The sequence below is a fragment of the Mesorhizobium sp. P2_C4 genome (assembly GCF_056404575.1).
In genome coordinates, this window is sequence record NZ_JBFUDT010000006.1 from 249935 (window position 1) to 266370 (window position 16436).

The 16436-nt window shown below is 63.1% G+C and carries 14 protein-coding genes; 6 read left to right on the forward strand and 8 right to left on the reverse strand.

Going from position 1 to position 16436, the window contains the following annotated elements; translation table 11 throughout:
• Positions 1 to 16: 16 nt before the first annotated feature.
• Both AC1DX6_RS23135 and AC1DX6_RS23140 read right to left on the reverse strand, forming a co-directional pair.
• Positions 17 to 565 carry a DUF924 family protein gene (locus AC1DX6_RS23135; RefSeq protein WP_477317605.1) on the reverse strand — a complete coding sequence of 183 codons (549 nt, stop codon included), beginning with the start codon at positions 563 to 565 and terminating at the stop codon, positions 17 to 19.
• 4 nt (positions 566 to 569) lie between these two features.
• A complete protein-coding gene (locus tag AC1DX6_RS23140; RefSeq protein WP_477317607.1) occupies positions 570 to 2408 on the reverse strand; it encodes a monovalent cation:proton antiporter-2 (CPA2) family protein in 1839 nt (612 codons plus the stop codon).
• A gap of 161 nt (positions 2409 to 2569) precedes the next feature.
• Here AC1DX6_RS23140 and AC1DX6_RS23145 point away from each other — a divergent pair, with 161 nt between their 5' ends.
• The 3 genes from AC1DX6_RS23145 (at position 2570) to AC1DX6_RS23155 (ending at position 5278) form a co-directional block, all read left to right on the forward strand.
• A complete protein-coding gene (locus tag AC1DX6_RS23145; RefSeq protein ID WP_477317609.1) occupies positions 2570 to 3559 on the forward strand; it encodes an AraC family transcriptional regulator in 990 nt (329 codons plus the stop codon).
• A 60-nt stretch (positions 3560 to 3619) separates the two neighbouring features.
• Complete coding sequence (locus AC1DX6_RS23150; RefSeq protein ID WP_477317611.1) at positions 3620 to 4828, forward strand: MFS transporter; 1209 nt, start codon at positions 3620 to 3622, stop codon at positions 4826 to 4828.
• Positions 4829 to 5011: 183 nt separating this feature from the next.
• Positions 5012 to 5278, forward strand: a complete 267-nt coding sequence (locus AC1DX6_RS23155; RefSeq protein WP_477243021.1) for a hypothetical protein — start codon at positions 5012 to 5014, stop codon at positions 5276 to 5278.
• A gap of 80 nt (positions 5279 to 5358) precedes the next feature.
• Here AC1DX6_RS23155 and AC1DX6_RS23160 read toward each other — a convergent pair whose 3' ends face one another.
• From AC1DX6_RS23160 to AC1DX6_RS23175, 4 genes are all read right to left on the reverse strand, one after another.
• Entirely contained in the window at positions 5359 to 5913 is a 555-nt protein-coding gene (locus tag AC1DX6_RS23160; protein WP_477317613.1) for a hypothetical protein, read from the reverse strand.
• A 77-nt stretch (positions 5914 to 5990) separates the two neighbouring features.
• Positions 5991 to 7085, reverse strand: coding sequence for a YcjF family protein (locus AC1DX6_RS23165; RefSeq protein ID WP_477317615.1), 1095 nt, complete (start codon positions 7083 to 7085; stop codon positions 5991 to 5993).
• Entirely contained in the window at positions 7082 to 8560 is a 1479-nt protein-coding gene (locus AC1DX6_RS23170) for a YcjX family GTP-binding protein (RefSeq protein ID WP_477317617.1), read from the reverse strand. Before AC1DX6_RS23170 ends, AC1DX6_RS23165 begins: the two co-directional genes overlap by 4 nt.
• Positions 8561 to 8624: 64 nt before the next feature.
• Entirely contained in the window at positions 8625 to 9128 is a 504-nt protein-coding gene (locus tag AC1DX6_RS23175) for a SixA phosphatase family protein (RefSeq protein WP_477317619.1), read from the reverse strand.
• 256 nt (positions 9129 to 9384) lie between these two features.
• Between AC1DX6_RS23175 and dksA the strand changes: the two genes are divergently transcribed.
• Complete coding sequence (gene dksA / locus AC1DX6_RS23180; RefSeq protein ID WP_006202025.1) at positions 9385 to 9801, forward strand: RNA polymerase-binding protein DksA; 417 nt, start codon at positions 9385 to 9387, stop codon at positions 9799 to 9801.
• Positions 9802 to 9992: 191 nt separating this feature from the next.
• On the opposite strand, the gene AC1DX6_RS23185 is transcribed toward dksA, so the two are convergent.
• A complete protein-coding gene (locus AC1DX6_RS23185) occupies positions 9993 to 10712 on the reverse strand; it encodes a hypothetical protein (protein WP_477317620.1) in 720 nt (239 codons plus the stop codon).
• Between the two features lie 217 nt (positions 10713 to 10929).
• Here AC1DX6_RS23185 and cckA point away from each other — a divergent pair, with 217 nt between their 5' ends.
• Together cckA and AC1DX6_RS23195 are read left to right on the forward strand one after the other, a co-directional pair.
• A complete protein-coding gene (gene cckA, locus AC1DX6_RS23190; protein ID WP_477317622.1) occupies positions 10930 to 13503 on the forward strand; it encodes a cell cycle histidine kinase CckA in 2574 nt (857 codons plus the stop codon).
• Positions 13504 to 13716: 213 nt separating this feature from the next.
• A complete protein-coding gene (locus tag AC1DX6_RS23195; protein ID WP_477317624.1) occupies positions 13717 to 14433 on the forward strand; it encodes a purine-nucleoside phosphorylase in 717 nt (238 codons plus the stop codon).
• Between the two features lie 56 nt (positions 14434 to 14489).
• On the opposite strand, the gene AC1DX6_RS23200 is transcribed toward AC1DX6_RS23195, so the two are convergent.
• Positions 14490 to 16403: a PhoX family protein gene (locus AC1DX6_RS23200; protein ID WP_477317626.1), complete on the reverse strand. Its 1914-nt coding sequence runs from the start codon at positions 16401 to 16403 to the stop codon at positions 14490 to 14492.
• Positions 16404 to 16436 lie beyond the last annotated feature (33 nt).

The window sequence follows — 16436 nt, forward strand, 5'->3', positions numbered from 1 at the left end:
GCTTGGCGTCGAACGCTCAGCCGGAAAATCCGCCACCGTCCAGAAACATCTGTTCCTCCGGTGTCGTCTCGCGGCCCAGCATCCGGTTTCGATGCGGAAAGCGGCCGAAGCGCTGGACGATGTCGCGGTGCTCGACCGCATATTTCAGATAGTCGGCGGCCTTGGCGCTGGTCAACTCCACCGACCTGAACTGGTCAGCGACAAGCTCGGAATGCTCAAAGGGCAAATAGAGAAAAAAGCGGACCTCGTCGTCGAGCAGCAGGTCCTGGCCAGCGCCAATCGCTTTGGCCGCAAAATGCCGCGCCAGCGGATCGGTGGCATACATGTGGCCGGTGCCGCGAAAGCAATTGCGCGGAAACTGGTCGAGCAGGATCATCAGCGCCAGAGAGCCTTCGGCATGGTCCGACCAGTGGTCGCACTCGCGCCGAGCGGCGGCGTAGTGCAGGTCGAGGAACCGGTCGCGGAAATCCGCATCGAAAGCGTCGTTTTTCTCGAACCACGCATCCTCTCCGGCTTCGCGCCAGAATGAGGTGACGATGAGCGCCCGGCTGTCCAGTTCGGTCATCGGCTTAGTCTCCCGCAGGCTCGGATTTGTGCAGCACGCCAGCCGTCTCTTCGTTGAGCGCCTGGCCAGGGCGGCGCGGCGGGGTAAGCGGCGTCGGTATCGGCGTGTTGATGTTGCCTTTCAGGAAGCGCCGACCGGCGCGGACACCTTCAGCCAGCTGGATCTCGAAACGGGCAGCATCGCGGCGCCGCACATCCTCGATCACCTCGGCAACGTCTTCCGGGTCGACACCCAGCGCTTCCAGGGTGGAACCGCCGAAAATGAGCGCCGATTCGAAGGTTTCGCGCAGCTGGAAGTCGACGCCGGCACGAATGAGCTGCAGCGCGGTTCCGCGATCGAAGGCGCGGGCCAGCACCGTCAGCAGCGGAAACTCCGCTTTGACGAGCTCGGCGATGCGCACGGCGGCATCGGCCTTGTCGACGCAGATCAGCACGGCGCGAGCCCGGCCGGCGCCGGCGGCCCGCAGAATGTCCAGCCGCGTGCCGTCGCCATAATAGACCTTGAAGCCGAAATCGGCGGCCGCCTGGATCATCTCGACATCATTGTCGATGATCGACACATCGATGCCGCGCAGCAGCAGTGGCTGGCTGGCGATCTGGCCGAAGCGACCGAAGCCGATGACCAGAACGCTGCCGGTGAGGCCGTCGGCGATATCGACGCCTTCGAGCGACTGCTCGTCGCGCGGCGTCAGATATTTGAGCGCGATGATCGCTAGCGGCGTCAGCACCATCGAGATGATGACGATCGCCGTCAGGGTCGCATTGGCCCGGCTGTCTATGATGCCGACCGCTGCGGCGGCGGAATAAAGGACGAAGGCGAATTCACCGCCTTGCGCCATGAACACGGCGCGCTCGAGCGCTTCCCGGTGACCCGTCTTGAGCAGGCGGGCGACGATGTAGATGCCGAGCGCCTTCATCACCATGTAGGCGACGACGTAGATGGCAACCAGGCGCCAGTTCTCGACCACCACATGCAGGTCGAGCGACATGCCTACGGCAAGGAAGAACAGGCCGAGCAGGATGCCGCGGAACGGCTCGATGTCGGCCTCCAGCTGGTGGCGAAAAGTCGATTCCGACAAAAGCACGCCGGCGAGGAACGCGCCCATTGCCATCGACAGGCCGGAAAGCTGCATAGCGAGCGCCGAACCGAGCACGACCAGCAGGGCGGCTGCGGTCATCACCTCGCGGGCGCGGGCATCCGCCAGGATACGAAAGAACGGATTGAGCAGATAACGCCCGGCCACCACCAGCCCGACGATCGCGGCAAGGCCGATGCCGACCTCCGTCAGCCGTTGCGTCAGGCTCATATCGCCACCGCCCGGCGCCAGGAAGGCGATCAGCGCCAGCAATGGCACGATCGCCAGATCCTCGAGCAGCAGGACGGAAACGATGCGCTGTCCCTTGGGGGAAGCCATTTCGCCGCGTTCTTCGAGAAGCTGCATGACGATCGCCGTCGAGGTCAGCACAAAGCCGGCGCCGGCGACAAAGGACTGCGCAATAGGAAAACCGCCGGCCAGTCCGACGCTGGTCAGCAGCAGCGCACACACTCCGACCTGCAGCGCGCCGAGGCCAAAAATTTCCCGGCGCAGACCCCACAGCCGCGATGGCTGCATCTCCAGCCCGATGATGAACAGGAACATGACCACGCCGAGTTCGGCGACATGGAGAATCGATTCCGATTCGGAAAAGACGCCGATGCCGAACGGGCCGATGACCACACCGGCCGCGAGATAGCCGAGGATGGAGCCCAGCCCCATGCGTTTGAAGATCGGTACGGCGACGACGCCTGCGGCAAGCAGCGCCACCACCTGAATGAGATCGCTGCCCGATACTTCCGCTGCCATGCCTCTTGTCCCTGTCTCTAGCAGCACTCCTTGCATGCAGTTGGAGCGGGAGGCAAGGGCGAGAAGCCTGCCAGGAAGGGTAGGGTGCGTTTGAAGCGATTCCCCTGGTGGAACAACGGTCACCGCTTGCCTGCCGGACGTTCGGCATCTATATCTGCTAAATGCTTGACCATTCGTCCCGGCCATCTCCGCAGTCACATATCCCGATGGATGCGCTCAGCGAAGTCCTGCAAGACTTTCGCTTGAGTGGCGTCAACTATGGCCGCTGCGAGCTCCGACATCCTTGGAGCATAGACTTTCCGCAACAACCGCTGCTTCGGTTTCACTTTGTCGGCCAGGGTCCGTGCTGGATTCACACCGAAGCGCAAGGCTGGCAGGAGTTGCGCGATGGCGATCTGGTGCTGCTGCCGCAAGGCATCGCCCACCGGCTGGCGAGCGCGCCGGGCGTTGCAGGCGACTCGCTCGAAGGTTGCCAGGTGACCAAGTTGGGGGGCAATGTCTGCGAGGTGGTAAGGCAGGGAACGGGCGCGCCAAGCACCCTTTTCTGCGGCTCGATGGCCTTGGGCTCCTATGCGCTCAACCCGTTGATCACGTTGATGCCGCCTATCATCAAGGGTTGCGACGTGGCCGGCAATGACCCGGTCGTCGGCCCTTTGCTGGCGGCCATGACGGTGGAGGCCGCACAACCGCAGATGGGCAGCGCCACGATTCTGTCACGTATGGCGGACTTGCTGACGGCCCGGCTCATCCGCTGCTGGGTCAATTGCAATGGCGCTTTGACCACCGGTTGGCTCGCAGCCATCCGCGACCCCCATATCGGCCGCGCTCTGGCCGCCATGCACCGAGACCCCGGCCATAACTGGACGCTGGGAAGCCTCGCCGGTGTGGCAGGCCAATCGCGCTCGATTTTCGCCGAGCGTTTCAGCGCTGTCTTGGGGGAGGGTGCCGCACACTATCTCGCCCGCTTGCGTATGCAGCTTGCCCGCGAGTTGCTGGGGCAAAACGGCATGTCGGTTGCCGAAGTCGCTACCCGTCTGGGCTATGATTCCGAGGCATCCTTCGCTCGCGCGTTCAAGCGCATCACCAATGTCTCCCCGGGCGTTGTGCGCCGCACAATTCCCGGACGAATAGATATGAATTTCGGATTTTAAGGTACATATCATCCGGGCGGACTCGCCTATTTAAGATCTCCAACCTTTGGAGATCCTCCCGTGACTGACACAACATTACAGCTTGAAGACGCCGCGATTGGCCTTGACGCCGATGCGCCATCCGCATGGAGCGCAGCCACCTGGTTTGCGGTCATTTCATTGGCGGCCACCAGCTTTGCTCTGGTGTCGGCCGAGTTCCTGCCGGCAGGTCTGTTGACCCCAATGGCGCGCGATCTCGGCATCAGCGAGGGAACAGCCGGACAGGTCGTCACCGCCACCGCCTCGGTCGGCGCCGTGACGGCCATGTTGAGCAATGTTCTTATCGGCCGATTGAACCGCAAGACGGTGCTGGTTGGCCTTATGGCCTTGGCGGTCGCTTCCAATATTCTTGCAGCGTTGGCGCCCAATTTCTGGCTGTTGTTGTTAGGCAGGGCCGGGCTGGGCATCGCTCTCAGCGCGTTCTGGGCACTTTCGGTTGCCGTCGTGGCGAGGCTGGTTGGCGCCAATGCGACAGGTCGGGGCATGGCTATCGTTACCCTTGGCGTCTCGCTCGCCACCATTGCAGCACCGTCGATGGGCGCGTTGATCAGCGACTGGCTGGGATGGCGCAGCGCCATGGCCATGACAGCGGGGCTGGCCGTGGTTGCCATGCTGCTGCAGTTTCTCAGCCTGCCGACCTTGCCGGCAACAGCAAGCAATAGTCTTGCAGACGTATTTCGGCTGACGCGCCGGCGTGGCATTCAGCTTGGCATGCTCGCCATTGTTTTGCTGATGACCGGGCACTTTGCTGGTTCTGTTTATGTGCGCCCCTTCCTCGAACACGTGACGCTCCTTGCAACCGGGCCAATCGCCCTGGCCCTGCTCGGATTTGGCATCGCCGCTGTGATCGGCAATATTGCCGGCGGCCGCCTGGCCGACGCCAATATCCGCGTGGCTCTCGCGGTCACCGCCGCTTTGATGGCGTTTGCGGCGCTGGCATTGGTGCTTTGGGGCGTGCACATTGGCGCTGCCTTCGGATTCGTTACGCTTTGGGGCTTCGCCTTTGGCATGGGGCCGGTGGTGCTGCCGACCAATCTGTCCCGCGCGGCACCTGATGCGCTGGAAGCAGCGGGCAGCCTGATGGTCGTCTCTTTCCAAATTGCCATCACCATCGGCGCGGTTGTCGGTGGCTACGTCGTAGACAATTACGGTGCCACGGCGCCCTTGACCCTGACTGCCGTCCTTGCCGCATCGACAGCTCTGCTGGCGCTGCTGCAGCCTCGCGGCTGAACCCTGCTTCAACTGACACGGGCGGCCTGAATCCGGGGCCGCCCCGATGTTGCAGCCGCGTTACACAAGTTTACGCATCGGTTGCGTTGCGTGTTGCCACAATCGGGCGCTAAGGACATTTGGCTTCGGCCATTGGAGGACCAGCGACGATCAAGTCGCGGCCTTTCTGAGGAGATGACTGACATGAAGAAGTTTTTGCTTGTTGCCGTTGGCATCGCGGCGCTTGCCGGTTCGGCCTGTTCTAAGGCGCCGGAGTGCACGACGGAAATGCTGACCAAGAAGGCTCAGGATGTGACGACCGCCCTGCAGGAGGCGATCACCAAGGATCCGTCCAAGGCGGCCGATCTCACCGCCAAGGTCCAGGCTGTGACCACCAAATATTCGGGCGCCACTACGGCGGCCGAGGCCTGCAAGGCCTATGACGACGTGCTTGCCGCCATCAAGGGCTGAGCAAAGCGCTGATCTGGTTGCTTTGAAAGGAGGCGGTGGCCATTGGCTGCCGCCTCTTTTTTTGCGTTCAGGAAGGTGTTTCAGTTGGGCGCGATGGAGCCGACTTCGACGGCATCGACCCGCTTCAGGCTCATGCCGATGACCGGCACCAATTGCTGATCGACGCGCACCGCAATCGTCACGGTCATCGAATTGTCGTCGGGGATGCGGGCCTGCATCACCCCGCGCAACTGGTTGCGATTGATGGTGAAGACGACCTTGCGGGCATCGACGACATTGCCGCCGATGATGTCGAGGCCGGTACCGGCAGCGCCACCCATGAAATTGCCCTTGTAGCCGTCGCGCCCCTTGCGTTCGACGGTCGCCGACATTTTCTGCGTGAACATGCCGACCCGGCAGTCGCCGTCGAGCGTCATGCCGGTTCTGCCGTCAGGCGTCGAACCGTCGAAATTGCAGGTGAATTTCGTGCCCTTGTACTTGCCGGCGACAATTTCACCCGGGCCGACCCATTTGCCTTCGACCGTGTGAAAGAACTGCTTGTCGGGCTCTGCCGCAAACGCCTTCCCGGCCAGACCCAGCGGTGCCGCAGCCGCGATCGTCAAGGGCAGGACGGTGGACAGAATTACGCTTTTCATCGACGACACCCGGCAACAAGGAGGCTGTTGTGAAACTGGTCTGACCATGAACAAGATTGGTTAATGCTTGGTGACCGTCACTTGCCGGGAGCCGATGTTTCCTCTTCCTTTTTGGTTGCAAACGATGTCAGCGCCGAGAGGAAATCGCCCATGCCGGGCCGCTTGCCGGCAATGAAGGGCAGGGGCCGCGCCGTTTCCATTGCCGCAATGCCGATGCGTGCCGTCATCATGCCGTTGACGACACCTTCGCCGAGTTTTGCTGAAAGCCGGGCGGCAAGGCCGTGACCGACGATCTGTTGGACAAAGCTGTCGCCGACGGCGATCGAGCCGGTGACCGCCAGATGGGCGAGAACGCTGCGCCCCAGCCGGAAGAAGCCCAGCGTGCCCGGCCGGCCGCCATAGAGCTCCGACAGGCGGCGAATGAGCCGCCCGGCTTCGAACACGACATAGGCGACATCGACGATTGCGCGCGGGCTGACCGCCGTCACCAGCGATACGCGCTTTGCCGCTTCGAGGATCATCATCTTGGCCCTGATATCGAGCGGCCCGAGGATTTCGGTCTCGGCCAGGCGCACCAGATTGCCGCCATCGATGATCTCGCCGCGCAATTCGGCCAGCGAGCGCCTGCCTGCCGCGGTTTCGGGCTTGGCGGCGACAAAGGCCGAAAGCTCGTCGACGACGCTTCGCGCGGTCTTCGGATCGTCGCGCGCGACAGCATCCAGCGCACGTTTCTGCAGTTTTTCGACCTCGGCGAGACGGGCAATCGCCAAAAACTCGCGGAAAAGGATGATCACAAGCGCCAGCGCTGCGATGGCCGCCATCCCTGCGGCCAGCCAGCCCAGCCATTGGGCACGCTCGAACAGGTCGCGAATCAGCTGGTCGGTCCAGAGGCCGACGGCCAGCGAAACCAGAACGCCGAACGCGCCGAAGAAGATGCTGGCAAGCAGCGACCGCTTGCGCGGCGCGGTGGCGGGCGGCGGTTCGGCGGCAATGATGTCAGGCTCGTCGAAGACGTCGATCTCCGCCGGCACGACAACAGCGACGTCGGTCTTTACCGTGCGCGGCTTTCGCGCCGGCGTCACCTCGATTTGCGCGCGATGGTTTGCCGCCTCTTGCCTGGTTGCGGGCTCCGGCTCGATGCGGAATGCCGCGGGTTTGCGGGGCGCGGTCATGCCAGATGGTCTCCGATCAGGAACTGCAGGGCACGGTCGAGCCTGATATGCGGCAGCGACAGCGTCACGCCTTCGGCCGTGCGCTCGAGTTTTGGCGGGCGAAAGCGCACGAAGCGGATCGCCGGATCGTCATTGTTCTGCCGATGGTCCGGCTCGGAAATGTCGAAAACGGCGTCAATTTTCTCCGGTAAGTCACCGGGAAATATGGCTGTTTCGGCTTCTCCATCGAACGTTTCGCCATTGATCTTTTCGCCGCTCAATGGGATGCCGATGATGACCGGCAGCGTTTCACGGCCTTGTTTGACCGTGCCTTCGCGGGTCGCCCGCACGGCGGCCAGGGCGACCACATCGACATCGGCGCCGGTGAAGTTCGCCCGCGCCACGGCACGGTCGGCAAGCCGCCGCACGATCGCCTGCAGCCGGTCGTGGCTTTCGTGATGCAAATGGTCGGCCTTGGTCGCGGCCACCAGTATGCGGTCGATGCGTCGTGAAAACAGGTCGGTGAGAAAGCCGCCCCTGCCGGGGCGAAAACAGGAAAGGATTTCGGTGACGGCGCGTTCCAGGTCGGCCATGGCGCCAGGACCGGCGTTCAGGGCCTGCATGGCATCGATCAGCACGATCTGGCGGTCCAGCCGAGTGATGTGCTCGCGGAAGAACGGTTTGACGACATGCGTCTTGTAGGCCTCGTAGCGTCGCTCCATCATCGCCTGTAGCGATCCGGAGCGTGACCGCCGATCGCTGCGGATCTGCAACGGCGCAAAAGTCAGCGCCGGCGAGCCCTCCAGGTCGCCGGGCATCAGGAAGCGGCCGGGCGGCAAGGTCGAGAGCGCCCGCTCGTCGAGCTTGCAGGCCTTGAGATAGGCGGCAAAGCCCTCGGCCAGCCGACGTGCCGTCATCTCGTCGGCGTCGGTATTGGGATCGATCGAGGCGGCAAGTGCCCGCCACGCCTGCGACAGGTCGGCGCGCACCGGCAGCGCCGCCATCTCGAAAGCTTCGCGCGAAAAATCGGCGAAGGATTTGCCGAGCAATGGCAGATCGAGCAGCCATTCGCCCGGATAGTCGACAATATCGATCGCCAATTTTCCTCGGGAAAACATACGGTTCCAGCCGGAAGCCGATTCGAATTCGATGGTCAGCCGCAGTTCGGAAATGGCGCGTGTCGAGTCAGGCCAGACGCGGTCGTTGACCAGGGCTGCGATGTGATCCTCGTACTGGAAACGCGGTACTGCATCGTCCGGTTGCTCTTCGAGAAAAGCCCGGGCGATGCGCCCCGACCTTTGCGCCTCGAACAGCGGCAGGCGCCCGCCATGGATCAGATTGTGGACAAAGGCCGAGATGAACACCGTCTTGCCCGCGCGGGAGAGGCCGGTGACCCCCAGCCGCAGCGACGGAGCAAAGAGCCCGGCGGCGCGCCCTGACAGCGTATCCAGGGCAATCCGCGCTTCGTCGGTGAAAGTGGTCAGCGATGATGCCAAATCGGTTCTCTCGGGGCCTCGGTGAGTTCCGATATAGGCTCTGCATCAGGGCTTTGTAATGGTCTCAGAGATCGGCGGGGGTCAGGAAGGCCTCGAGATAGCCTGTGCCTTGCGCGGCTTCGGCGAGATTGCCGTTGAACCGCACGACGGCAAGACCGGAGGTCGGGAAACCGTGGTTGAGCATTCCCCTCGCAGCCTCGTCACCGTCACCCGAAACCGCCATGGCGAGATCTTCCGTCATCGGATTGTGGCCGATGACCAGCAGCGAGCCCGGCCCGCCATTCCTGCGGATGATGCCGAGGTAGCCGGCGGCGTCTTCGCTGTAGAGCGTGTCGAAAAACAGCACCCGGCCGGTATCGGTATGGCCGGCAAGGCCTTCCAGCGTCTGGCGGGCTCGCTTGGCGTTGGAGCAAAGCGTGATGTCGGGAATGTAGTTGCGGGTCCGCATGGCCGCCCCCATCACCTCGGCATCGGCGATGCCGGACGCGTCAAGTGGACGATCGAAGTCGCGCACGCCGGGCAGGGCCCATCCGGCCTTGGCATGCCTCAACAGATAAAGTCTGCTCACCGAACCCTCATTGGCGCCGCAAAGTCTAGCAATGACATTGCAGGATTAGCCATGAGAAAGGCCCGCGCACAATGGCTTGGCGCCCTCAAGCACAACGAATCATGTGGGAATTTGGCCGCACCCTTGTTGCAAAAGCTGTTGCCGGCGCCAGTCCGCCCAACATTAACTTTTGCGTGAGACTGCGGCCGATTGCGCTTGTGCAGGCGTCGGACGGCGAATATATAGGCGCAAAATTTGGGGTTGTTGGGTGAGTCGAATGAACGACATCGTTACCGCCGATTACGTACCCTCCGAAGACGAGCCGTTCATGAATGAGCGGCAGAAATCCTACTTTCGCCTGAAGCTCGTCACTTGGAAGAACGACATATTGCGCGAAGCGCGCGAAACTCTCGAAATCCTGCAGCAGGAAAACGCCAACCATCCCGATCTTGCCGATCGCGCTTCCTCGGAAACCGATCGCGCCATCGAACTTCGCGCCCGCGATCGCCAGCGCAAGCTCATTTCGAAGATTGATTCCGCGCTGCAGCGCATCGACGAAGGCACTTACGGCTATTGCGAGGAAACCGGCGAGCCGATCGCACTGAAGCGGCTCGACGCGCGTCCGATCGCCACCCTGTCGATCGAGGCGCAGGAGCGCCACGAGCGCCGCGAGAAAGTCTATCGCGACGACTGAAGCGTTCAGCTGGAGCAAAATTCGTTAGAAATGGCCGGTTTTACCGGCCATTTTTTTGGCTCTCGACTAGAGTAATTCCAGGAAAAGTGTGAGCGGTTTTCCCGGGAAAATCGCGTTGCGATTTCCCTTGGGAATTGCGTAAAAACAAAGACATAGAGCAGTTCGGCGTTTCCGTGAAACGATGAACTGCTCTAGCGTTTCTGACTGGAGAGCTCGCCGAGAAGTTTTGTCATCTCGTCATCAAGGGAGGGCGGCGCCTTCGCGGCCGGCTTGCTCGCCGGCTTGGCGGCGCGCGGATCGTCGAGCGAAACCTCGAGCTCCTTCATCAGCGTATCGTCGATGGAATCACGCTTCGCCGGCGGCGGCGCATGGCGAACGACATTGGCGTTGGCTGAGCCATAGGCAGGCAGCGGGGTGATGTTGGAGGGCTGATAGCTTTGCGCGGCCGGCTTCGGCGCCGGTGTTGCCGGACGTGGTCGAACGGGCGCCGGAGCCGCATTGACCGGCTGCGGTGCTGACGCCTGCCGCGCAGGCGTAGCAGCGGGTTGCGGCGCGCGCGGCCGCGGTGCCTGCTGCTGGCCGCCATCTCCGGTCAAGGCCGGGCGGCGCGGCGCCGCCAGCCTGATGTCGCGCTCGACGACGACGTCGGTCGGGCCGCCGATCAGCAACAGATGTTCGATATCGTCGCGGCGCACCAGCACCAGCCGGCGATGGCTGTCGACGGCGGTGGCATCCATGACGGCCAGCCGCGTCTTGCGATTTCTGCCGCCGGCAACGAATGTTCCAAAAGTCAGATTGCGGACAAGCTTGATGATGACGAGGATGATGACCAGCAAGACAAGTGCTGCAAACGTCCACAGGATTGCCGCGGCATATCCAGGACCGGCCACACTATCGAGCATCTGCAGCATCGGTGCCCCCAAATCGCCTTGTCGAAGTGACGCGACACTAGACCGTTGCGGCGGGCGACCGCAAGTTGCGTTTCACGCGTCGTGAACAGCTTGAAACACTGTGAGCCCAACGGCACCATTTTTAACGGACATTTGCCGTCGGGGCCTTTTCCGGACTAGGAGAATGTGATTCAACCGGGCCAGGTGTCGGACACCGGAATTCACGAGCAGGGGGCACATGGCCAAGGAAACGCGCGGCGATTTCTATCCGGTACCTATCGTCGACCAGAATACAAAGCCGGGTGCGGTTGCCCGGCTCGTCGTCTTCATCGTCGTCCTGACCGGGGCTGCGATCGTTTTCGGGCTTTTCCGCGAGCGTCTTGGCGACCCCTTCCTGCTGGGCATGCTTGGCGTGCTGGCAATGATCGGTGTCGGCTTCCTGTTCGCCACCGCGATCGGTTTCGTGCAGATCGCGCCGCGCTCGACCAGCGACGAACTGTCGAAAGCCTTCGTCGATTCGATGTCGCAAGGCCTGCTCGTCACCGACACCAAGGGCCGTGTCGTCTACGCCAACCGCGCCTATGCCGACATGACGGGGGCAGCCTCCGCGACGGATCTGAAGACGGTCGAAGGGTTGCTTTCCGACATTCCTGAGGCCTCGGTGACCATCTACCGGCTGGCCTCTGGCCTGCGTGACGGCCAGCCCGGCGACGGCGAGTTCCGGCTTGCGCAATCCATTCGCCCTGGCGCCGAACCTGGCGCGCGCTGGTATCGCGCCCGTGCCCGTGCCTTCAGCGTTCCGGGCCAGCGGCTGCCTATGCTCGCCTGGCAGCTTGCCGACATCTCGCAGGAGCGGGCCGAGCAGGAGCGCTTCTTTCTCGACCTGCAAAAGGCCATCGATCATCTCGACCATGCGCCGGCTGGCTTCTTTTCGGCCGACCAGGAGGGCCGCGTCACCTATATCAACGCCACGCTCGCCGAATGGCTGGGCGTGGACCTGGCCAGCTTCACACCTGGCGCCGTCACACTGTCGGAGATCGTTGCCGGCGACGGCATGGCGCTGGTCCGCTCGGTCAAGGCCGATCCCGGCACCACCCGCAATGCGGTCATCGATCTCGATCTGACGACAGCCAAGGGCGAGGCACTGCCGGTGCGCTTCATGCACCGTGTTTCAGCCAGCCGCGAAGGACTGAACGGTCCGACCCGCACCATCGTGCTCAACCGCACGCAAGGCGAGGACGCTTCCGCCGACCTTCGCGCCTCCGAGGTCCGTTTCACCCGCTTCTTCAACTCGACGCCGATGGCCATTGCCGCCGTCGACAAGAGCGGCCGCATCCTGCGCACCAACGCGCCGTTCCTGTCGCTGTTTTCCTCGGTCGTCGACGGCGACGCGGTCGATCGCCGCGTGCGGCTGGATACCGTGATCCATGAGCGCGACCGGCCGGCTTTTGCCGCGGCCTTCGAAAAGGCCCGGCAGCGGCAGGCCGACATCGAGCCGATCGACACGCTGCTGCCCGGCAACGATGACCGTCACATACGCTTCTACGTCAACGCGGTTGCCGACAGCGCCGGTGGCGAAGGGGCCGAAGAATCTGCCATTGTCTATGCCGTCGAGACCACCGAGCAGAAGGCGCTCGAGGGCCAGATGGCGCAAAGCCAGAAAATGCAGGCGGTTGGCCAGCTTGCCGGCGGCATCGCGCACGATTTCAACAATGTGCTGACCGCCATCATCATGGCGTCCGACCTTTTGTTGACCAATCACCGTCCGTCGGACCCGTCCTTCCCTGACATCATGAACATCAAGCAGAACGCCAACCGGGCGGCATCGCTGGTGCGGCAGCTGCTGGCCTTCTCGCGCAAGCAGACGCTGCGGCCGGAGGTGCTCAACCTGACCGACGTGCTCGCCGATCTCAGGATGCTGCTTGCGCGTCTGGTCGGCAACGACATCAAGCTAAAGGTCGATCATGGCCGCGACCTGTGGCCGGTCAAGGTCGATATCGGGCAATTCGAGCAGGTGGTGGTGAACCTCGCCGTCAACGCGCGCGATGCGATGCCGGCCGGCGGCGACCTTACCGTGCGCACCCGCAACGTCACCGAAGCGGAGTGCAAGACCTTTGCCTACCGCGAACTCACCCCGGCCGACTATGTCGTGGTCGAGGTCGAAGATACCGGCTCAGGCATCGCGCCGGACATCCTGAAGAAGATATTCGAGCCCTTCTTCACCACCAAGGAGGTCGGCAAGGGCACCGGCCTTGGCCTGTCGATGGTCTACGGCATCATCAAGCAGACCGGCGGCTTCATCTACTGCGATTCCGAAGTCGGCAAGGGCTCGACATTCCGCATCTTCCTGCCGCGCCACATTGCCGAAGCAAGAAAGGCCGGCGATCCCGCCGACGCCCCGGCGGCACCGGTAAAAATCGCCGATGCGGCCAAGGATCTGTCGGGATCGGCCACGGTGCTGCTGGTCGAGGACGAGGATGCCGTGCGCATGGGTGGCATGCGGGCGCTGACATCGCGCGGCTATACCGTGCATGAGGCGTCCTCGGGCGTCGAGGCGCTGGAAGTGTTCGAAGCGCTGGGCGGCAAGGTCGATATCGTCGTCTCCGACGTGGTTATGCCGGAGATGGATGGACCGACGCTGCTTGGCGAATTGCGCAAGCGCCAGCCGGACATCAAGTTCATCTTCGTGTCCGGCTATGCCGAGGACGCGTTTGCCAGAAACCTGCCCGCGGACGCGCAGTTCGGTTTCCTGCCAAAGCCGTTCTCGCTCAAGCAATTGGCCACCATCGTCAAGGACGTGCTGGAGTCCTAATTTAGAGCGCGCCGCGTGAAGTGCGTCGCCCGAATGTGAACGAGCCCACAGACGCCCCTGCCATGCCGTCTACACGTGGCGGCGCCGGAGAACGAGCCGTCCGTTCATAACCAGTCAGATCCGGCGACTGGAGCTTCGCAATCGCCGCTTGCGCATCGTCGCCAGCCTGCCATGATTGCGATGAAAAACGCGGCGGGATTTGGGGTAGATGCCGTGACGCCGCACAATGAGGCTGACAAGGGCGATTATGCCGAAACGGTGCTGTTGCCGGGCGACCCGCAACGTGCCGAATGGATGGCTGAGACTTTTCTCGAGGCGCCGCGCTGCGTCAACCGCCGCCGGGGCGCGCTAGGCTTCACCGGCCTGTTTCGCGGCAAGCCCGTCAGCATCCAGGCGACCGGTATCGGCGTCTCGTCTTTCCTGATCTACGTGAATGAACTGCTGGATTTCCATGGCGTCAAAACGCTGATCCGCACCGGAACCTGCGGCGGCCTGACCGCCAATGTGGGGTTGCGCAGCCTTGTTATCTCGCAATCGGTACGTGCCGAGAGCGCCGAGAGCGGTCAGGTGTTCGGGCTCTACCAGGCTGCTGCCGGCCCCGATCCGATACTGTCTGCCAGAGCGACGGCGCGGGCCGTCGAACTTGGCATTGATCACCATGCCGGGCTGACGATCTGCAGCGATATATTCTATCACCCCGAGGGACATGCCCGCTTTGCCGAAGCGCAGGCCCGCGGTGCGCTCGCCGTGGATATGGAAACCAGCGCGCTCTATCGTATCGCTGCGCATTTTGGCGCCCGCGCCCTGTCGCTGCTGACCGTCGTCGACAATGTCGCGACCGGCGAACAAACCGCCTATTCCGAACGTCAGGCGCTGTTCACTGACATGACCCGGCTGGCGCTCGATATTGCCGCCACCAACGCTGCATAGCGCCCGCGCGTCAGCGCAAGAGCCATTCCTGGCTCTCGCACCGATGCCTGGTTCGACTATGCGCCGACTGGCTGTGTGTCCTTGCGGCGAATGGCGACCACTGACGGGCGCGGCGGCTGGCCGGCGTTGAAGTCGGGCCACAGCGTTTCGACCTTGTCGAGCGTTTCGGCGTCCTCGGCCGGATGCTGGACCGACAGGAACAGCGTCGTGCCGTCCGGTGTGAAGCAGGGGCCGGTCGCTTCGGCGCCATGCGGGCAGGTGAACAGCAGTTTCGGCAAACCGCGCGCCGCACCTTCCGTGTCGACGCCATAGACGCCGTCCGGCAGGCCGAAATCATTGGCGCCGTCGGTTGCCACCCAGAGCCGGCCGGCCGGGTCGAAGGTGATGTTGTCGGGGCAGACGAACCAGCCATTGTCCGAGGTATCAGGATGGAAGGTCGCGCCGACGGCAGCGTCCTTGGGATTGCCGCAGAGCACGAACAGGTCCCATTCGTATTTTTCGGCGGTGTGGTCGGCGGTGGCGCCACGGCCGCTGGGCGGGATCAGTTCGACGATATGGCCCCAGAGGTTCTCTGGGCGGGTGTTGGCCGGATTGACCTTCGACTGGTCGCGTTTCTTGTTCTTGGTCATCACCGCATAGACGCGGCCGGTCACGGGATTGGTCTCGATGTCCTCGGGGCGGTCCATCGGCGTCGCCCCGAGCGCATCGGCGGCAAAGCGGGTTTTCAGCAGCACTTCGGCCTGGTCGGCAAAGCCGTTTTCAGGCGTCAGCTTGCCCTGGCCGTGAACCAGCGGCAGCCAGCTCATCGTGCCATCGGCATCGAAACGCGCGACTGACAGCACGCCGTCGTCGAGCAGATTGTTGCCGGAGGCCGGGTTGGCCTTGTCGTAGGCCTTGGCCGAAACGAAGCGATACATGTATTCGAAATAGTCGTCGTCGCCCATGTAGACGACGACGCGGCCGTCCTTGTTGAGCACCACGGTGGACGCCTCATGCGACATGCGGCCGAGTGCCGTGCGCTTCACCGGCTTCGACTGGGGATCGTAGGGGTCGATTTCGACCACCCAGTCGAAGCGGTTGGCCTCGTTCGGTTCCTTGTCGAGGTTGAACCGGTCATGGAAGCGCCCGCGGCCATAGACGTCGGAGCCGTCAAAGCCGTAGCGGTCGAGGATGTCGGCAGTCGGCGCCTGCTTCGGATCGCCGCCGAAAATGTCGGAAACGCCTTCTTCGCAGGTCAGCACGGTGCCCCAAGGGGTGACGCCGCCGCTGCAATTGTAGCTGGTGCCGAGGACTTTTGTGCCACTCGCGTCGGCGGACGTCTTCATCAGGGCATGCCCAGCAACGGGGCCGGAGACGGTCATTTCGGTGTTGGCGGTGATGCGGCGGTTGAGCGGGCTGTCCTCGACCAGCGACCACTTGCCGTCCTTCAGCAGCACTTCGACGATCGAATGGCCCATCGCGGCCATGCCGAGGTCGACCTGTTCCCGGGTCATCGTCTCGCCGGCATCGTCCTCTGTCATGCCTGGAAACATCACATTGGGCGAAATGTATTCGTTGTTGACGCACAGCAGCCCGTGGTCGGAATTGACCGAGCCTTTCGGCAGCGGCATGAAGGCGATGTAGTCGCAATTGTAGCCGAAGCGCTTTTCCTGCTCTTCCGCCGCGACCTTGTTGCCGTCGAACTCCGGCAGGCCGGCTGCCAGCGGATCGCCCCAGCGGGCCACGATCGTGGTCTCGTAGCCTTCAGCGGCGGCATGGGTCTTGTCGTAGACGCGCTTAAGTTCGGGAAAGCCGAGCGTCGAGAGTGCGGCGGCGGCATGTGCATCTCCGGCAAACAGCGAACCGACGAAGCTGCCGCCGGCGATCAGCGCGCCGGAGGCGAGGCCACCTTTCAACATCTCGCGGCGCGAGACGCGGGCGGCAATGATTTCGCGAATGACAGGGGAGGATGAAGACGGGGTGTTGGCCATGGTGTCTGCCTCTCTGGGTGAATGGTGACGGCG

Excerpts from the sequence above, each read along its gene's own strand:
- AC1DX6_RS23155 (WP_477243021.1), top strand. The coding sequence starts at position 5,012 with ATGAAGAAGTTTTTGCTTGTTGCCGTTGGCATCGCGGCGCTTGCCGGT.
- AC1DX6_RS23160 (WP_477317613.1), bottom strand. The coding sequence starts at position 5,913 with ATGAAAAGCGTAATTCTGTCCACCGTCCTGCCCTTGACGATCGCGGCT.
- AC1DX6_RS23185 (WP_477317620.1), bottom strand. The coding sequence starts at position 10,712 with ATGCTGCAGATGCTCGATAGTGTGGCCGGTCCTGGATATGCCGCGGCA.
- AC1DX6_RS23165 (WP_477317615.1), bottom strand. The coding sequence starts at position 7,085 with ATGACCGCGCCCCGCAAACCCGCGGCATTCCGCATCGAGCCGGAGCCC.
- AC1DX6_RS23140 (WP_477317607.1), bottom strand. The coding sequence starts at position 2,408 with ATGGCAGCGGAAGTATCGGGCAGCGATCTCATTCAGGTGGTGGCGCTG.
- AC1DX6_RS23200 (WP_477317626.1), bottom strand. The coding sequence starts at position 16,403 with ATGGCCAACACCCCGTCTTCATCCTCCCCTGTCATTCGCGAAATCATT.
- AC1DX6_RS23135 (WP_477317605.1), bottom strand. The coding sequence starts at position 565 with ATGACCGAACTGGACAGCCGGGCGCTCATCGTCACCTCATTCTGGCGC.
- cckA (WP_477317622.1), top strand. The coding sequence starts at position 10,930 with ATGGCCAAGGAAACGCGCGGCGATTTCTATCCGGTACCTATCGTCGAC.
- AC1DX6_RS23145 (WP_477317609.1), top strand. The coding sequence starts at position 2,570 with ATGCTTGACCATTCGTCCCGGCCATCTCCGCAGTCACATATCCCGATG.
- dksA (WP_006202025.1), top strand. The coding sequence starts at position 9,385 with ATGAACGACATCGTTACCGCCGATTACGTACCCTCCGAAGACGAGCCG.